18 protein-coding genes are annotated in these 17910 nt (G+C 62.3%); 7 read left to right on the top strand and 11 right to left on the bottom strand.

Annotated elements, in window-relative coordinates:
• Positions 1-181: 181 nt before the first annotated feature.
• Together QN219_RS18590 and QN219_RS18595 are read left to right on the top strand one after the other, a co-directional pair.
• Positions 182-460: a hypothetical protein gene (locus QN219_RS18590; RefSeq protein ID WP_284001295.1), complete on the top strand. Its 279-nt coding sequence runs from the start codon at positions 182-184 to the stop codon at positions 458-460.
• A 366-nt stretch (positions 461-826) separates the two neighbouring features.
• Entirely contained in the window at positions 827-1105 is a 279-nt protein-coding gene (locus QN219_RS18595; protein WP_284001296.1) for a hypothetical protein, read from the top strand.
• 325 nt (positions 1106-1430) lie between these two features.
• On the opposite strand, the gene QN219_RS18600 is transcribed toward QN219_RS18595, so the two are convergent.
• Positions 1431-2162, bottom strand: coding sequence for a GntR family transcriptional regulator (locus tag QN219_RS18600; RefSeq protein ID WP_284001297.1), 732 nt, complete (start codon positions 2160-2162; stop codon positions 1431-1433).
• A 218-nt stretch (positions 2163-2380) separates the two neighbouring features.
• On the opposite strand from QN219_RS18600, the gene QN219_RS18605 reads away from it, so the two are divergent.
• A complete protein-coding gene (locus QN219_RS18605; RefSeq protein WP_284001388.1) occupies positions 2381-3394 on the top strand; it encodes an SIS domain-containing protein in 1014 nt (337 codons plus the stop codon).
• A 182-nt stretch (positions 3395-3576) separates the two neighbouring features.
• Positions 3577-4389, top strand: a complete 813-nt coding sequence (locus tag QN219_RS18610) for a PfkB family carbohydrate kinase (protein WP_284001298.1) — start codon at positions 3577-3579, stop codon at positions 4387-4389.
• Between the two features lie 24 nt (positions 4390-4413).
• Here the strand turns inward: QN219_RS18610 and QN219_RS18615 are convergent, their stop codons facing one another.
• The 10 genes from QN219_RS18615 to QN219_RS18660 all read right to left on the bottom strand — a co-directional run bounded on the left by QN219_RS18615 (position 4414) and on the right by QN219_RS18660 (position 14590).
• Entirely contained in the window at positions 4414-5166 is a 753-nt protein-coding gene (locus QN219_RS18615; protein ID WP_284001299.1) for an amino acid ABC transporter ATP-binding protein, read from the bottom strand.
• A gap of 15 nt (positions 5167-5181) precedes the next feature.
• Positions 5182-6069 carry a DMT family transporter gene (locus QN219_RS18620; protein WP_284001300.1) on the bottom strand — a complete coding sequence of 296 codons (888 nt, stop codon included), beginning with the start codon at positions 6067-6069 and terminating at the stop codon, positions 5182-5184.
• Positions 6059-7030 (bottom strand): amino acid ABC transporter permease, encoded by a 972-nt coding sequence (locus QN219_RS18625; protein ID WP_283976527.1) that lies wholly within the window; start codon positions 7028-7030, stop codon positions 6059-6061. The genes QN219_RS18620 and QN219_RS18625 overlap by 11 nt, the downstream gene beginning before the upstream one ends.
• 19 nt (positions 7031-7049) lie before the next feature.
• Positions 7050-8330, bottom strand: a complete 1281-nt coding sequence (locus QN219_RS18630) for an FAD-binding oxidoreductase (protein ID WP_284001302.1) — start codon at positions 8328-8330, stop codon at positions 7050-7052.
• A gap of 59 nt (positions 8331-8389) precedes the next feature.
• A complete protein-coding gene (locus tag QN219_RS18635) occupies positions 8390-9217 on the bottom strand; it encodes a transporter substrate-binding domain-containing protein (RefSeq protein ID WP_284001303.1) in 828 nt (275 codons plus the stop codon).
• 301 nt (positions 9218-9518) lie between these two features.
• Positions 9519-9884, bottom strand: coding sequence for a DUF2188 domain-containing protein (locus QN219_RS18640; RefSeq protein ID WP_284001304.1), 366 nt, complete (start codon positions 9882-9884; stop codon positions 9519-9521).
• A 196-nt stretch (positions 9885-10080) separates the two neighbouring features.
• Entirely contained in the window at positions 10081-10731 is a 651-nt protein-coding gene (locus QN219_RS18645) for a hypothetical protein (protein WP_284001306.1), read from the bottom strand.
• Between the two features lie 155 nt (positions 10732-10886).
• Positions 10887-11255, bottom strand: a complete 369-nt coding sequence (locus QN219_RS18650) for a PRC-barrel domain-containing protein (protein WP_284001307.1) — start codon at positions 11253-11255, stop codon at positions 10887-10889.
• A 123-nt stretch (positions 11256-11378) separates the two neighbouring features.
• On the bottom strand, positions 11379-13376 hold the full coding sequence (locus QN219_RS18655) for a glycosyltransferase (protein ID WP_284001390.1): 1998 nt from the start codon (positions 13374-13376) through the stop codon (positions 11379-11381).
• Positions 13358-14590, bottom strand: coding sequence for an efflux RND transporter periplasmic adaptor subunit (locus tag QN219_RS18660; protein ID WP_284001308.1), 1233 nt, complete (start codon positions 14588-14590; stop codon positions 13358-13360). Before QN219_RS18660 ends, QN219_RS18655 begins: the two co-directional genes overlap by 19 nt.
• A 437-nt stretch (positions 14591-15027) precedes the next feature.
• Here QN219_RS18660 and QN219_RS18665 point away from each other — a divergent pair, with 437 nt between their 5' ends.
• From QN219_RS18665 to QN219_RS18675, 3 genes are all read left to right on the top strand, one after another.
• Positions 15028-15828, top strand: a complete 801-nt coding sequence (locus QN219_RS18665; protein ID WP_284001309.1) for a class I SAM-dependent methyltransferase — start codon at positions 15028-15030, stop codon at positions 15826-15828.
• Between the two features lie 418 nt (positions 15829-16246).
• Positions 16247-16990 carry an SDR family oxidoreductase gene (locus QN219_RS18670; protein WP_284001310.1) on the top strand — a complete coding sequence of 248 codons (744 nt, stop codon included), beginning with the start codon at positions 16247-16249 and terminating at the stop codon, positions 16988-16990.
• 29 nt (positions 16991-17019) lie between these two features.
• Entirely contained in the window at positions 17020-17862 is an 843-nt protein-coding gene (locus tag QN219_RS18675) for a fumarylacetoacetate hydrolase family protein (RefSeq protein ID WP_284001311.1), read from the top strand.
• Positions 17863-17910 lie beyond the last annotated feature (48 nt).

Below are 17910 nucleotides of genomic sequence, written 5' to 3' on the forward strand. Positions count from 1 at the left end.
GCGACATGCGCCAGCCGCATGGTAGCCATTCCTTGCATTCAGCGCCCTTGATCCCGATCTTATGGCCTTGGGGCGGCCTTCGGCCTCCCGGACACCAATCATCGAAAATCAACGCAATAGACGTCCGTCCGGCTGCCTGGCCGCGCGACCAATTCCGACTTAGAGAACAGAGGAGCTAGCCATGAGGGATTCTGCCAAGACCCTGGACGCGATGACGCTTCGCGAGCGTTCGGACATGATGACATTGGTCGCAAACGCGCTTGAGGCGACAGCCGAGGAGGCGCACGAAATCGGCGACGACAGGTTTGCAGCAAACTCGATCAGTCTGGCCAGGATCATAAGCGGTTGCGCCAGCGAGGTCGTGACAAGGGACCTGCCGGCGGCTGAGCTTCTCTTGCAGCACGGCATTGCGCTGATCGCGCAATTTCAGGACCGGGCGCCGCGGTCCACCGTGCACTAAAGCGTGCAGGCCACCCGCGAAACCGGCGTGATGGGCTCGCGAGGGAACCGATCCGCTGCCGGCTGTGTCATCTCGCGCGGAACAGTCTCGGCAACCAGTCGTTACCACGTCTATGACGATATGTAGGAATGTGCAGAAACGAGCTGGTGGACGAAGGTCCACCAGAGCGCTTCTCCGCATTATTGCATCGGGGGGCGTCCCCGGCGCCGATGCCCGCGACCGGAATGCGAGACGAGTGCAGCCCTGCCCCCATTTGCCGGTGGTGGAGCTACTGCTGGAGGCCGCAACGGGCGCGAAAATCCATGGTCGGACACAGTGATGTAGAGCAGGCTTATTGCCGGTCCTGCTGCCGTTCAGGAGGAAGTAATGTTAGATGAGAGACAGAAGTTGCTACTCGAGGAAGAAGTCCGCAGGGTCCTGCAGGAGTTCGATCAGAGCGGTGCGGCATTCACGCCCTCAATGCTTATTTCCGCAATGAGGGAAGCTGGAAGACTTGCCGATGGCAACGCGCTTGACGAGGATGATGCCGAGGCCTTCGTAGCCGATGTCGTAAACCGGCGGCTGGACGAACTGGAAGGGCGCCGGAGACAGATCGTTTCGCTGGAAAGCGAGCCCGAGCAGAAATGGGGCTTCAAGGATGCCTAGCAATCCGTGCGGGTAGAAAGTTTCTCGGTCGACTGCCCCTGGCAAGCTGCTCCGTTTCGTTCTCTACATCAACCGGCAAGTCGTCAGGCTGTCTCGTAGTGCCGATTGAAAATCGCGGTCGTGATCTCGCTTCCGCTCATCACCAAGCTTGAGGTGAGCTAGCAGTGCAATTTCACGCCGGGGCGGCAATGAGAACAAGTCGATGTGAGGAGGCCGCGTCCTGCCTGCCAAGTTCGAAGTGCTACAGCGTCCTTTGCGCGTCTGATAAAACGCGGCGCTGTGGGATATTGATCCACTTACCGGGGCAGTTCTCTAATAACCCAGCTCACTTGCGCACGAGGCTGAAGGAGAAATGACTGCCGCGGTGATAGTCGATCGCGTAGATCACCGGCATGCCTGCAGCGTTGAAGCAGGTCTCGGTGATGAGCAGCGCCGGCCCGAAGTCGCGCAGGTCGTTGCGTTGGACGACCTCGTCGGGCAGCATGACGGCAGAGACCGTGGCAGCCGACATGCGCGGCCGGTTCTTGTGTGCCTCGAGCAGGGAAAGCAGCGAACCGCTCCAGTCGATGTCATAGAGCCTGGTCGGAATGATGCTGCGCGGCACGTAATCGAGGCAGTAGAGGATCGGCTCGTCGCCCTGCAGCCGCAGCCGCTCGATGCGGATGACGCGGTCCGTCGCCGTCAGTTGAAGCTGCGTGGCCACGTGCTTGTCAGGGGTCTCCTCAGCGATCGAAAGCACCTTGCTGACCGGCCTGTAGCCGTAATGGTGCGCCATGTCGGTCACGCTCTCGAAGACCGTGATAGGCCGGTCGACGTGGACGGCGGAGATCGCCGAGACGAAGCGGCCCCGGCCGTGCTCGACGTAGATGAGGCCATCCTGTTCCAGCAGCTTCAGCGCCTCGCGCAGCGCAGGCCGGGAGATCTTGAAGCGCTGGGTCAACTGCGCCTCTGTCGGCAGCTTGTCGCCCGGCTTCAGGCCTTCGCTGCGGATGAGATCGGCGATGCGGTCACGAAGCTGGATCGCCAGGGTACGTGAATCGCGAAGAGGTTCGTCCATGGCGGCCTCGGGCAAGAATGATCTCAGTCTTGTTCTTGTCTGACAAATTCGAGGAGGTCAAGCGAATGAGGAGCGTTCGGTTCATCAGCGGGACCTCTTGTCACAGGTAACTGCAGCGGAAATCCTAGGTACGGCTTGACTCGATCCCGTCGCGATGTCAGTTGTCTTACAACATTGAAGCACCGACAATCACCACCCGTTACACCGAGAGCAAGACCATGCTGAATTTTGACGAACAGAGATTTCTCCGCATCCAGTCGGGGGCCATCGCGCTGCAGAAGCGCCTCGAAACGGTGGTCGCGTCCTGCCTTTCGGCCGGCGCCGAAAATATCTTCTTTCTTGGCACCGGCGGAGCGGCGATTCTGATGCAGCCGGCCGCTCAGCTACTGCAACGCCGTTCGCGCTTCCCCGCCTTCGTCGACATGCCGGCCGAACTCGTCGTTACGGGCTGCGCGCATCTGACGGAGAAGTCGATTGTCGTGATGCCGTCGCTCTCCGGCACGACGAAGGAGAGCGTCGCGCTACTTGGCAGGCTCAAGGAGATCGGGGCGACCGTCGTCACGTTGGTCGGCCACGAGGAAACGCCATTAGGCAAGGGCGGCGATCATGTCTTCGTCAACTTCGCCGAGGACGACACGTCCTGCGAGTCCTTCTATCTGCAGTCGCTCTTCATCGCACTCGCCATCCTGAAGCAGCGTGGCGAGATTGCGAACCACGACGGGATCGTCGCCGAATTGGCTCGGATGCCGGAACTGCTTCTCGATGTGAAACGCGCCTACGAGCCGAAGGCCGAGGCCTTCGCGAAAATCCTCGCGGGGTCCGACTACCACATCATCACCGGCGCCGGGAACGTATGGCCGCAAGCCTTCTACTACGGCATGTGCATTTTGGAAGAGATGCAATGGATCCGCACCCGACCTGTGCATGCCTCCGACTTCTTCCATGGCACCCTCGAACTGGTCGAAAAGGGCGTCAGTGTCGTCCTCTTCAAGGGCGAGGATGCGCTCCGCCCGCTCGCCGAACGCGTCGAGAACTTCGCGCCGAACTACACCGACAAGCTGACGGTACTCGACACGGCGGATTTTGCGCTATCTGGCATTTCGCCCGAGGTCCGCGGGCTCGTCTCGCCGGTGCTGCTCGCCACCGTGCTCGAACGCATCAGCGCTCATCTGGAGGTTATGCGCAACCATCCGCTCACGACTCGCCGCTACTACAAACGCGTCGCCTACTGACGCCGACGCTTGACTCCCGAGGCCGCTGCAGCGCGGCGCGTCTAGACGCGCAAAGGTCGCTATAGAGCTTTGAGTCTCTGCATGATTTTGTCCTTAAATCGATCCCGATTTAAGGAATCAGGCAGTAGCCGCGAATGCACATCGTCGCATTCGCGGCTTTAATGTCCGATCACGAGGCCTGCATGAAACCCCTTTGCTTCGCCACAGTCGGCGACAATTGCATCGACCGCTTCCAGCCGCCCCTCTCGCAGTCACTCGTCGGCGGCAACGCCGTCAACGTTGCCGTACAACTCGCCCGGAAGGGGCATGTCGCCCACTACTTCGGCGCGGTCGGGCGTGATGCAGACGGGGTGCGCACGCGCCGCCTGCTGCAGAGCAACGGCGTGGTCCTGGACCACCTTCAGGAGCGGTCGGGCATCACCGCCTATACTGATATCGACGTGCTGCCGTCGGGCGAGCGCATCATTTCCTACGAGGATTTTGGCGTCTGTGCCGGCTATGCACCGGACGACGCGGAGGTGGCCGTGCTTAAGACGTTCGACCATGTCCATATCGGCTGGATGGACGACGGCGGCGCGCTAAGGCGCAGGCTGGTGGCGGAAGGCGTCAGCCTGTCGCAGGACGTTTCGGTGAATGCCGCCCCGGACGATCTCGGAGTTGCGGGGCTTGCTATCGCCTTCGCCTCGGCCGGACCGGACGAAGCGGCGGCGGAGCGGATGGCGGCCGAACTTCTGGCGCAGGGTGCCCGTATCGCCGTCGTCACGCGCGGATCGAATGGTTCCATGGCAACCGACGGAATCATCCGCGCTGAAGTCGGCATCAGGTCAGTCGCGGTCGTTGATACGACGGGCGCCGGCGACAGTTTCATCGCTGCGTTTCTCGCGGCCCATGTCGCCGGAAAGCCGCTCTCTGCATGCCTGGAGGCCGGCCGGGACTGGGCCGCCGAGACCTGCACCCATGTCGGCGGTTTTCCGCAGGAACCCTTGCCGTTCTAGGCCGAGGGGAGCGCCGGAGCCGCCTCAGTGGAGGAGCTGGCTGAGGAACAGGCTTGCACGCTCCGTCCTGGGGCGCGCGAAGAACTCGTCCGGCGCGCCCTCTTCGACAATCCGGCCACGGTCCATGAAGATCACGCGGTCGGCGACCTGGCGGGCGAAGCCCATCTCGTGCGTGACGCAGACCATCGTCATGCCCTCGCCGGCAAGCGCCACCATCGTATCGAGCACTTCCTTGACCATTTCCGGATCGAGCGCGGAGGTCGGCTCATCGAAGAGCATGACGCGCGGGTTCATGCAGAGCGCCCGGGCGATCGCGACGCGCTGCTGCTGGCCACCGGACAGTTGGCCCGGATATTTGTTCGCCTGTTCGGGAATGCGAACACGCTCCAGGAAATGCATCGCAATCTGGCGCGCCTCCTTCCTCGGCATCTTCTTCACCCACATCGGTGCCAGCGTGCAGTTTTCGAGGATTGTCAGATGCGGAAAGAGGTTGAACTGCTGAAAGACCATGCCGACCTCGCGGCGGATCGCCTCCACCCGTTTCTCGTCATGATCTAGTTCGACACCCGCGACGACGATCCGGCCGCTTTCATGCGCCTCCAGACGATTGACGCAGCGGATGAGCGTCGACTTTCCCGAGCCCGAGGGGCCGCAGATCACGACTTTTTCGCGCGGAGCGATCGAAAGGTTTATGTCGTCAAGCGCATGATAGTGGCCGTACCACTTGTGAACGCCGCAAAGCTGGATTTCCGACAGTCCTTCGGTGGACGTGGGCATGATGAGTCTCCCGGATCACTTGAGTACGAGCCAGCCGGACAGAACGATGATCCCGGCGCCGACCAGCGTGTGGAATTCGAGGGGTGTTGCGAAGAGGAGCACGCCGTAGAGGCCGCCCCAGACGATTTGGCTATATTGGAAGGGAGCGACAACCGAAGCTTCGCCCATGCGGAAGGCCCGGACGAGCAGAGCATGGCCGCCAAGAAGTAGCGCTCCGCCGGCGAACGCGAGCGCGAAGTCTTGCGTGCTGACGGGGACGATGCCCCCGCCGACAAGTGCCACGCCGAGCGAAAGCGGCGTCAGAACGACGAGCAGGCTCGCGACGAGGGCCTCATCGGTCTCCGCCGTCTTCGTCCGGCGCAGGAGAACGAGCGAGAGCGCGAAAAGAACCGCCGATCCGAGGGCGGCAGCATGGCCGAGGTTAAGCGGCGCGACGCCAGGCTTCAATGCCACCGCCACGCCAGGGAAGCCGATCACCACGCCTGCCCAGCCGATCGACGAAAGCCGTTCCCCAAGCAGCACGAATCCGAGCACTGCCACGAGAATCGGCGTCAGGAAGGCAAGCAGATAGGCCTCGGCGAGCGGCAGGGCCGCAAAGGCATAGTGGATAAGCAAGGTGTCGCCCGCCAAAAGAAGGGCACGCAACAGCGCGAGACCGGGCTGGCGCGGCACGAGCCGCCGGAGGCGTCCGGCGATGCCAGCATGACAGAAGAGGATGAACAGCGCCGCCGCCGTTACCAGAAACGTCACCTGCGGGGCCGTGATTCCGGCGGCAAGCACTTTCACGATCGCGTCCGTGCCAGAAAAGACGGCGAAGGCAAGAAGCACCACGAGCGCGGCCCGCCCGTTGGCGGGCGCGGGCGCCGCACTGTCGGCACCCGCGGTGGAGACCTCAGCGGACATCGAAGCGTCCGAAGCGTTCCTCGATGCGAGCCTGGGCGTATTCGAGGCAGATCGAGAGGATCCAGTAGATCATCGAGGCGGTGATCAGCATCTCGATATGGCGGAACTCGGTCTGGCCTTGGGTACGCGCGAGATACATGATTTCCCAGACGCCGACGACCGACACCAGCGAGGAGTCCTTCAACATCGCGATGAACTGGTTGCCCGTCGGCGGGATGATGACGCGCATCGCCTGTGGCAGGATCACGAGACCCATTGTCTGGGCAGGGCTGAGGCCGAGCGCGGTCGCGCCTTCCGTCTGACCGCGTGGAATGCTCTCGATTCCGGCGCGGAAAATCTCGGTCATGTAGGCGCCGTAGCAGAGCGAGAGCGCCAGGATGCCGGCGGGAACAGCGCTGATCACGTAGCCTACCTGCGGCAGACCGAGGTAGATGATGTAGATCTGCATGAGCAGCGGAAGGCCGCGGAAGAGCGAGGTGTAGAAGGTGGCGAGCCCGTAGACGACGCCGTTTCTGGAGAGCTTCGCAATGGCGCCGGCAAGCGCAATGACGGTCGCGATCACGATGGAAATCGCTGAGATGTAGAGCGTCGTCACGACGCCCTGCGAGATGAGGAATCCGATCTTCTTTGCGATGAAGGCGAAGGACAGATCGAAGGAATAGAAGAACAACATCAGGAGCGCGAAGAGTTCGGCCCAAACGGCGACGATCTGCTGACGCCGGGAAAGCTGGCGTAGCGCCTTCCAGTTCGCCGCCACGATCAATGCGATCAGGAGTGCCGAGACGAGGCGACCGGCCGCCGGGTTCTCCCCGAGCCACCCTTGGGACGCCGGCAGCAACCGGCCGATCCAGGCGGAGCTTATGCCGAGCTGGTAGAGCGCAAGCGTCACGAGGGCGAGCACGAGAAGGGCGCCCGCGCGTCGCGATGCTTCCGGATAGGTGAGGATCAATCGACCGATCATGGTTGTGGTCTTTCCTGTCTCAGGCGGCGCGTTCGCGCCACCAGTCCTGCGCCTGGAGTTTCCAATAGGTGAGCTGGGCCACGGCGAGCCCGGCGAGCCCGCCCGCCCAAACGAGCCCGAAGGGCTGATAGAGTTTGTAGCGCTCCGATTGGCCGAGGATGCCCTCGGCGACGACCTTGCCGCCGATCGCGGTCGTGTTGAGCCCATGTCCGCCAAAGGCCGTGCAGTACCATACACCCGGGCTCATCCGCCCGATCTGGGGCATCAGGTGCCGGGCATAGGACATGAGACCCGACCAGGCGAGCTCGGTCTTCAGACCGGAAAGCTGCGGATAGGTGCCCACCATCTCGGCCCTCAGTTCCCGGACGAGCGCATCCGTCGAGGCCGCGCGCGTGGTGATACGCCCACCCCACAACAGGCGCTTCCCGCCGTCGACGACGCGGTAGTAATCGCCAGCACGGCGGTTATCGCCGATCGCGTCGGCGGTCGCGATCGCCGACGCGATGAGATCGGGCGCTTCCTCGCTAACCATCACGTAGGTCGCTATCGGCAGGAAGGCGCGCTTGAGCCTGCCGTGAAGCGATCCCGTGTAGCCGCCCGTCGTGAACACGACGGTGCGGGCGCGGACCTCGCCACCCTCGGCCAAGACCCGCTTCTCGGCGCCGTCGAGCACCACCCTCGTCGCAGCAGTGGACTCGTAGATCAGGCCACCAAGGCGCTCGATCTCGCCGGCAAGCGCACGCAAATAGTTGAGCGGATGTATGTGGAAGGCCCGCCTGTCGCGCAGCGCCTGGAAATAGCGATCGGACTTCAGCACTGAGCGCACCTGGTCGCGGTCGAGGTAGTCGAGTTGGTAGTCGTAAAGCCAACGCATCGTCTCTGCGTGCGCCTTGAGGCTGGCACCGTCCGCGTAGCGCAGCACGCTTGTGATTCCGCGTGTCGGCAGGGCATCGCGGATGGCCAGCGCCTCGATCGTCTCACGCACGAAGTCCATGCCTTCGATCGACAGCAGATGGAGGCGGCGGGCGGCATCCTCGCCGGCAATCCGGGCGATCTCGGCGGTGCCGGTCGCATAGCCGGGACTGACGAAGCCACCGTTACGGCCGGAGGCTCCGAAGCCGATGCTCTCGGCTTCCAGGACGGCGACCGCCTGCCCGCCCCGCGCAAGCTGTAGTGCCGTGGTGAGGCCCGCGAGGCCCCCGCCGACGATAACGGTGTCGCAATCCACGTTGCCCGCGAGCGACGGGCGCACCGTCTGGTCCGCCATGGTTCGTCTGTAATAGCTGTCTGGGTAGGTCATGCCGTGCCGGTCCGCTGAAAATGCAGGGGCGCGAGCGAAAATCGCCCGCGCCCATCCTGTCAGTCCGCGCTGTAGTCCTTGCCGTACCACTTGGTGGTCAGCGTCGCCAGCGTTCCGTCCTTCTTCATCTCTTCGATGATGCCGCCGACCTTCTCGGTCCACTCCGGATCGACTTTCTCGGCGATGACGACCAGCGGCTCCTTGAAGGCGTATTCGCCGTCCATCACGCGCAGCGGATAGCCGTTCTTGATCGCGTTGAGCGCGGTCTGCTCAGGCGCGATCACCGCATCGAGGCGTACACCGTTGCCGAGGCGCAGGTCATCGAAGGGCAGCATGGAGTCGGCAAAGGTGCGCACTTCGCCCGGCTCCAGCTTGTACTCGATCGGCGGCAAGCCCGGCGCGTCGATTTCGAGCCGGCGGTTGATGAAATCTTCCGAGGTCGTCGCCGTCTCGACGCCGATAATCTTGCCCTTCAGATCGTCCACCGCCTTCGCCTCGCTGTCCTTGTGCAGGACGTAGACGTATGGGCTGTAGTAGTAGATGCCGGCGAAATCGATGACCTGGGCGCGCGCCTTGGTGGGTGTCACCGAGCCGACGCCGAGGTCGTAGCGGCCCTGCCAACGGCCGCCGGTGAGCGTCGCCCAGTCCGGCGTCTCGAAGCTCACCTCGACGCCGAGGCGCTTGGCGATCTCACGCGAGACATCGATGTCGAAGCCGACCATCTCGTTGTTATCGTCCAGATAGCTTTGGGGCGGCCAGCCGCTGTTGGTCGCGACGACCATCGCCTTCTTTTCCATGACCCGGTCAAGCGTCTGCCCCGCATGGGCAGAGACCGCAGCAGCGACGAATACAACCCCGATGGCAAGTCGTGCGATGAGCTTTTTCACATGATCCTCCTGTTCGATCCGTCAGCCACGATCCCTCTTTATGTAAGATGTCTGACAACTATATGTGTAAAGGCGCGCCGTCAGGAGTCAAGGGCAATGCCAGACGCGAATCATGAAACGATTAGATGAGACGATGCAATTCCGTGATGAATGATGTTGACGTTTGCAGGCCCGCACGAGCGAGACAAATCGGCCGCAATGCTCCGCCGTTGCTCGTTGGAACCGACCGGTATCTCGGCTGTGAGTGCGAAGCGCCAGCGCTAGGAAAGCGAGATGGCAGCACGAATGAGCGGCCCCTGAGTTAACGCCGTTGGGTAGGACGAAGGACGTATCCGACCGCGAAGCCAATACCGGCGAGCAACAGGACAGTGCGAAGTGCACTGCGGTGCTTCGCCGTAGGATGTCCTATCCCGTGCTGAACGCTTGCTGTATCGACGACTTCGGTACGTGGACGGTCGAGACCGGAGGCGACTTGCTCTTGCCAGCGGCCGGCGGAATCCTGGAATTCGATATTCTCGGTCGAACCGGGAGCCTCATGGTGACGCGCCGCAATTTCCGCTGCGGCAAGTGCGTCGGCGTGGTTGGGAAAAGTTTCAGAGAAGACGTCATCGACCTTGTAGGCCCACCCCCCGTCGTGCTCCACGACCTCATATCGTACCTTTGCCATCGCGCTGCTCCCGTTGAATGAAGCAAAAACATCTGACACCGATCTTGGTTCCGCGGGATCTCAGGATCCGAAAAATACACCTCACGAGCAGATGCCGACCCGAGAACTGATCGCCGACCGCCGGCGCGCAGATCTTCTGGAAGGTTCCCGAGCAGTTGTTCGAGGCGTTCAGAGCGGCGCACCGTGCTGCGGACCATTACGACTCGGGCGAGCCCGGGAAAAGCGTCGGCAACTTGTGCTCGGCGGCAGCCCAGGCGCGCATGTGGTAGCGCCGTAACAGCAAGCTGCTTGTTGCAAAAGCACAAATCCCGGAGATTACGCCGAGCACCATCCCCGAGCTGAATAGGGACGTTGCCACTATTCCCGCGAAAACGCCTGCGATTGCGCCGTTGATCGTACTCACCATGCCCGAGACACTCATGAAGTACTGCTGGGGCGATGGTTTAAAGCCTTTGTCGACGAGCACCGCCGAGCGATCGTCATGGGTGGAGTGGATCAGATACTTCTGCATGACTGGCGCGAATTCGGTGTAATAGTGCCGGATTCGCGCCATGCCGCGGGCGTGCACCATGTCCTCTATGGCGACCTGCACGGCGCGCACGAAGGTGACCAGGCCGATGAAAAAGAGGCAGGGTAGCAGAATCAGGCTGAACAGCACGAATGGCGGGCCCATCTGAGTAACCTGCGCGACGAAGGCCAGAGCGATCGTTGCGCTCGAAACCGAAGTCAGGAACAGGTTGGCGCGCTGGTTTGCTTCCTGAATTGTGGCTGTGCGGGCGGTCTGCAGCACGAAATGCTCGGTCGTCATGCACTGCAAGACCTGCTGCGTGTTGTCGCCTTCGGTCATTGTGTTCTCCTTGATCGACCTCGCCACTCACGACCGGGCGACTATGAGCGACTACCCGCTTCGCGTCTCACGTGGTCGACCCGGAGGTTTTCGGGCCCGAACTCTTTCTCGAAGATGCTCCGGAGAAAAGTCAAGGGCCCGAAAGGCTCGCTTGATCACACCCAATAAGGCGGAACTCCATAGTAGTCATAGACGCGGCGGCCGCTCTCGGGACTCCAGTCAAATTCCTGGTTTGCCGAATACCGGGGAGCTCCTTCGACCTGCTCTCTGGTGATGTTCACCTGAAAGCCGCCAAGATCCGTGTTGTAGTCGAGCATTTCCCAGGGAAGCGGATAATGGTCATGCCCAATTCCCAGGAAACCGCCGAAGCTCATCACCGCATAGGCGACACGTCCGCCGCGTTTCTCGAGGATTATTCTCTCCACCGATCCGATGTGGTTGCCGTTCATGTCGTAGACGTTTGTCCCCACCACCATGTCGCTGGCAATGAGATCATGAGATTGACGCAGATCAGGGTTAGCCATCGTCGTTCCTCCTTCTGGTCAGCCAACGCTCGCGCAAACCAGTTGTTCCCTGAAAAGGTCACCCGCTTTGGCCGCGTGTCATCCAGCCAGCCCAGCCCCAGCGTGACAAGCGTGAAGCCCCGGCTACGAGGCGACACGTGTGCGTCCGAAAGCGCGCAGCAACAGGCTCACGGACACCGCGATCTTATCGATATCGGGAACCTCCCGGGAATAACGCCCGGTATAGAGTTTGATGATCATCTTATCGCGTTCGAAGCCGCGCAGATCGAAATGGAGATGAAGGTAATAGCGCCGCTTGTCGCCCGAGCGGGTGATGTCCCCGCGCCTCTGGGTGACCTGTTTCAGATCTGCCTCGAGCGGCGCAAAGCCTTCAAGGTTCAGGAGCACGCGGGTCGACCTGAAGCGCGTCTCCGTCGGAACCGCGACGACCGCCTTGTCCAGGGAAAGGCTGACCAGGCGCCCTGCGGCACCGTCGACTTCCACCGCCTCGTCGAGCTTGAACGCCTGAAGGAGGCGTCGCGGCTTCTCGAAGCAGATCAGCGAGGCAATGACAAGCACGACGATGTTGAGCCCGGACCAGAGCGCCGCGATCGTCGAAAACGAGCCGCGCGTGCGCGCAGTTTCCGGAACGATGTTGATCAGCAGGCCAAGCGCAGTGACGACGATGAAGCCCGCGATCCAGGTGAAGGTATAGGCGTCGAAGGCGCTCGCCTCGTTGCCGCTGCCCTTGGGGGTCACCTTGAAAGGCTTGCCGAACGGTCGCACGAGGCTCGAAAGAACCGTTGGCAGCATCCGGAAGGTCGAAAAGGTGCCGACCGCGGTGGAGACCAGCGGCAGGTAGCGGGTGGGTGTGAGCCATAACATCAACAGGAAGTAGGCGGCCAGCACTGGCACCTGATGGGAGAGATAATCGCTGACGCCCGTGAAATGGAGCGGGAGCGCGCCGAACCAGAGGTAGACGATCGGTACCACCAGCACCGTAAAGCGGACCAGATATTGCACCAGCCAGGACATCGGCAGGAACATGATTCTCTGGAAGAGCGACAGTCCAGGCCCGCGTAAGGGGCCGTTGTGCAGGTAGAGTGTCTGGATGCCGCCCTGGCACCAGCGTTCGCGCTGAACGAAATAGCCGGTCAGGTTCTCGGCCGCCAGGCCCATAGACAGCCGCTCGTTGAGGTAGCGGGTCTTATAGCCCTTGTTGAGCATAGAAAGCGTGGTCAACAGGTCCTCGGTGATCGACTCGGTCGGGAAGCCGCCGATCGCATCAATCGCCTTGCGGCGCGCGATCGAACAGGAGCCGCAGCAGAAACTCACGTCCCAGCCGTCACGGCTTGGCGCGATCTCGTCGAAAAACAGGCGTTGCTCATCCGGCCAGACGTTTTCGAGGCCAAGATTGGACTGCACCGGATCGATGTTGAAAAAATGTTGCGGCGTCTGCACGATGCCGATCGTCTCGTCCGAGAAGAACGGCAATGTGCGCCTGAGGAAGTTGCGATAGGGGACGAAGTCCGCGTCGAAGACCGCAATGAAATCGCCGGAGCTGACGGCGAGCCCACTGTTCATGTTGCCGGCCTTGGCGTGGGCGCTGTCGCTTCGGATCACATGAATTGCGCCCCGTCCTTCGCAGAAGGTCCTGAGCCAGTCGCGGCGGCCGTCGTCGAGTACGTAGACCGAGAGCTTGTCCTTTGGATAGTCGAGCGCCAGCGCCCCGACAATCGTTCTCTCCAGGACATCGAGAGGCTCGTTATAGGTCGGGATGAAAACGTCGACGGTCGGGAGATCGCTTGGCTTTCGCGTGAAAAACACCTGTCCGAGCCGGTTCGCCTCGACGCTCCGGTCGACATACCGGCTCATCAGGATGAGGAACAGCACGACCTCCGAAAAAGCGAGCATCTCTACTATGAACACCACCCAGACCCAGTAAAAGTTGGGGCCGTCACTGGGATAGGGAAGAACGGTCTCTGTGAAGCGCCAGACCAGATACCGCATGGCAATGAGAGCCACCAGGGCACAGGTGACCGCCCGCGCCCAGGTCCGGTGGCGCGACCAGTTGAACGGCCCGAGCAGAAAGAAGGCGATGACCAGCAGGGTCGGAGCGAGCGCTAGAAGAGACTGAACCACAGGCTTTTGATCCACTGTGTGATCCGGAGGTTGTGTTTGGAAATACGCACCTGCACGGTCCGCCCAACCTGGCAGAAATTCGCGAAGTCCGTATTGAGCGCCGACGGTCCAAGCAGAATGCGGATCCGGGCGTTGCGCTCGTCGGTTTCGGGCTCGTTGGCGGCAAGAGAGTCCTTCTCGATGACGGCGGAGGAACCCTTGAGCGCTTGCACCTGCCCCTTGAAGACTTCACCGCGTCCGAAGAGCCGGACCTCCGCGTCTCGTCCAGGATAGATCTCATCGTAGTCGACCTCGGGAACGAGAATGTCGACGAACAGCTCGCGGCAATCGAGGATCCGCATCATCTCGTTGTTCAGGACGACGTTCGAGCCGCCGACGATGCTCCTCGCCCAAACAACCCCTTCGAACGGCGACGGGACCGTCGCCGATTCGAGGCTGCGAACGCGCTTTTCCTCCTCGATCATTTGCTCTTCGGTCTGGCTCGCCCGTGTCCTGTTCTCGGCTATGCGGGTGTTGAGATCGTTGATGCGGACGATCACTTCGTCCTGGCGCTGGCGGGAATACGGCACATCGTTCTGGCCGTCAGCGACGACGAATATGTCCTGACGCACGGCGTCGAGGCGTTGCTGCAGCAGTTCCACCGTCAGGTTGCTGATCTCGACTTCGCCTCCGGTCGCGGCGCCGGCAGCCTCAGCCGCCTCCACCATCTTGCGGGTAAAGATTCCCTTCGACTCCAGCTCTTGCCGACGGTCGAGATCCACCCTTGCCACCACATCCTGGGCGCGCGATACCTCGACACGCTTCCGCAGGATGTGAAGCTCCCGTTCCAGACTGGCGATGGTCGCGCTCTTGAACACGGCGAGCCGTTCGGCAAGCTGGTCGCGCAGGCTCACAAGCTCGTCACGCTCCCGTTCCAGCGCCGCGACGCGATCGACGGCAGTTCGGTGTTCGGCACGCAGCGCCGCCAGGACGGTCCGATTGACGCGCTCGTTGCGAATGATGGCGAGTGTCTCGCCCTCGGCTACCGGCGTCCCGATCCGCGGCGGCGGTTCGGCAATCTCGCCGTCGATCGGCGCATTTATGGTCGCAAAGCGCGCATTGACCGTCCCGTCCAGGCTGGTAAACCCGGTCAACCCGGGCAACAACACGGCGGCCACAAGCATCAGGAGCAGAATGCCAACCGTGATGCGCGTCATGCGATGGTTCAGGATCATGTCGACCGCCCTACTCACTGCCTTGGCAGCGCAGACTCGGACAATTTTCGCTTGCTGCTGGCACGACCGCTTCTGCGCGAACCGGCCGCATTAAGCGGGAATCGCCTCCTCGCTACAGCCGCCACGTGTTCAACATTCATCGGCACGTGACATCGAACAACCCCTAGAATTGACTGTTTCAATGGTGAATCTATGAAAATCCTGGCTGGCGCGCCCGCCGAGCGTCATCGACCGCGACACCTTCCGCGATAGTCTGTGACTGCACGACTGCGTTGGGAACAACATTGACCTGGGTCAACGCATGAGGTCGGAGCTGAAAAGGAGGGAGACGGCTCGAACGACGAGCAAAGCGCCACCGCACCTCGCGTGCCTCACGCGGCGCGCCTTGGCAACCTCCCTGTCGAGGTCTAGCATATGCCCTGCTGAGGGAGGGTAACATGATCTCGAGTTTCAATGTCCACGACGCGGCCGGCTATGAGCAGCTCATGGGCCGCTGGAGCCGAAAACTTGCGCCGCTCTTCATTGACTTCGCGGGGCGTGCCGATGGCGAAAAGGTTCTCGATGTCGGCTGTGGCACCGGCAGCCTGACCTTCGCGCTCGCCAGCACCGCCGATCTCCGCGAGATCGCCGCGATCGACTATTCGCCGGTCTTCGTCGAGGAGGCAAACCGGCGCAATACCGACCCCCGCATAGAGATCCGCCAGGCGGATGCCTGCGCCCTGCCCTTCGAAGACGGTACGTTCGACCGCGCCTTGGCGCTGCTCGTGCTCCACTTCGTGCCCGAAGCCGAAAAGGCGGTCGCCGAGATGCGTCGCGTCGTGCGCCCGGGCGGTGTTGTCGCGGCGGCCGTCTGGGACCACCTCGGCGGCATGCCCGGGATGCGCATGATGGTCGACACGGTGGCCGCACTCAGCGAAGGCGGGCGCCAGCTGCGCGCACGCTATTGCTTTCAGCCGATGATGCAGCCCGGCGAAATGAACCGGACTTTTGTCGAGCAAGGCCTCGTGGATGTTGCAGAGACCCAGCTGATGATCCGCATGGACTACCAAAACTTCGACGACTTTTGGGGGCCGATTGCCGCGGGCGAAGGACCGCTCGGAAAATACGTGGCAGCACTCGATCCCACGGAGCGGGCGCCCACCGAGGCGGCCGTGCGCGACGCCTATGAGGCCGGCCGGCCCGACGGCCCCCGATCTTTTGCAAACGTCGCCTGGGCCTGCCGGGGCATCGTTCCCTGACCCAACCGGGCACAAGAGCTTCATCTGCTCGCCTCCGGGCGCCTCCTCCTCCGATCGGACGCACTACGCCATTCCGGACGGAAACCGTCACACACTTTTTCCTGGAATTTGCTCTACGCGGCATCCGGGTTCGTCACGAGACGGCCCGCTATGAAGCATTCCATGGAAAGTCGGGAAAATCGGGTTTCAAGCGAGCCGTCGCCTTGACCACCTCGCCGGTATCGCCCGCAACCGCCCGCGCAAGTACCAGGAACACAAGCACGTCGGCGAATGCGACGCGCTTCCTTGGAGCACCACAGTCGCCTCCGCATGCGCCTGCCGACCAAGAAGAGGATGCGACCCTGCCTGAAAACGACATTGACAGATCGGTTCTGCGCGTGGAAGTCTGACAACCTGATATCTGGAGGAAGCACGCGCCATGACGTCCCTGAAAGGCAAGAAAGCCGTAGTCACCGCCGCCGGGCAAGGCATTGGCCGCGCGAGCGTCATTGCCTTTGCACGCGCCGGCGCCCGTGTTCTTGCGACCGACATCAACGAGGCCGCACTCTCGACGCTCGCAGCCGAAGCCGGCGCCGGCACTCTCGTCGAGACAGCGGTGTTGGATGTCTTGGACGAGGCACAGGTCAGGTCCGTACTCGGCAGCTTCGGCGACGTGGAGGTGCTGTTCAACTGCGCAGGCGTGGTTCATGGCGGCAATGTCATGGAGATGGCCGACAATGATCTCGACTTTGCCATGGACCTCAACGTGCGCGCCATGATCCGCACCATCCGGGCAGTTCTTCCCGGCATGATCGCCCGCGGTGGCGGTTCGATTATCAACATGTCCTCGGTCGCTTCCAGCGTTAAGGGCGTGCCGAACCGCTGCGCCTACGGCATTTCCAAGGCGGCCGTCATCGGCCTCACCAGGTCGGTCGCCGCCGACTATGTGGCTCAGGGCATCCGCTGCAACGCTATCTGCCCCGGCACGGTGGAAAGCCCTTCCCTGCAGGATCGCATGAAGGCCCAGGGCGACTATGACACGGCTCGTGCGGCCTTCATTGCCCGCCAGCCGATGGGCCGCCTCGGAACCCCGGAAGAGATCGCCGACCTCGCTCTGCATCTCGCCGGCGCCACCTACACCTCCGGCCAAGCCTACGCCATCGACGGCGGCTGGACCATCTGACGACAACGAAGACAGGAGAAACACTTAATATGAAGCTCATGCGCGTCGGCCCGCTTGGCCAGGAGAGACCCGCCCTGCTCGACAGGAGCGGCACGATCCGCGATCTCTCCGCCCACGTGAAGGACATAGGCGGCGCCGATATCTCGCCCGAAGGTCTGGCGAAGATTGCCGCCATCGACCCGGCCTCCCTGCCGGAAATCCAGGCGGACCGCATCGGTGCCTGCGTCGCGGGTACGGGCAAGTTTATCTGCATCGGCCTCAACTACTCCGATCACGCCGCGGAAAGCGGCATGACGGTGCCACCGGAGCCGGTGATCTTCATGAAGGCCACCTCCGCCATCTGCGGCCCGAATGACGACGTGCTGGTCCCGCGCAAGTCCGAAAAGACAGACTGGGAAGTCGAGCTCGGCGTCGTCATCGGCAAGACCGCAAAGTACGTCTCCGAAGCAGAGGCCCTCGACTACGTCGCCGGCTACTGCGTCAGCCACGACGTGTCCGAACGCGGCTTCCAGACCGAACGTTCCGGCCAGTGGACCAAGGGCAAGTCCTGCGACACCTTCGGCCCGATCGGCCCGTGGCTGGTCACCAAGGACGAGATCGCCGATCCACAGAACCTCGGCATGTGGCTGACCGTGAACGGCGAGAAAATGCAGGACGGGACCTCCGGGACCATGGTCTACGGCGTCGCCTTCCTCGTGTCCTATCTTAGCCAGTTCATGTCGCTGCAGCCCGGCGACATCATCTCCACCGGCACGCCTCCTGGGGTCGGCATGGGCATGAAGCCGCCGCGCTACCTGAAGGCCGGCGACGTCGTTGAACTCGGCATCGAAGGCCTCGGCACGCAGAAGCAGACCTTCAAGGCCGACGTGTGATCGAGGCGAGGCATTGGAGGAAGGGGTGGCGCTTCGCCGCCCCTTTTT

The organism is Sinorhizobium sp. 8-89, from assembly GCF_030124325.1.
Classification (GTDB): Bacteria; Pseudomonadota; Alphaproteobacteria; order Rhizobiales; family Rhizobiaceae; genus Sinorhizobium.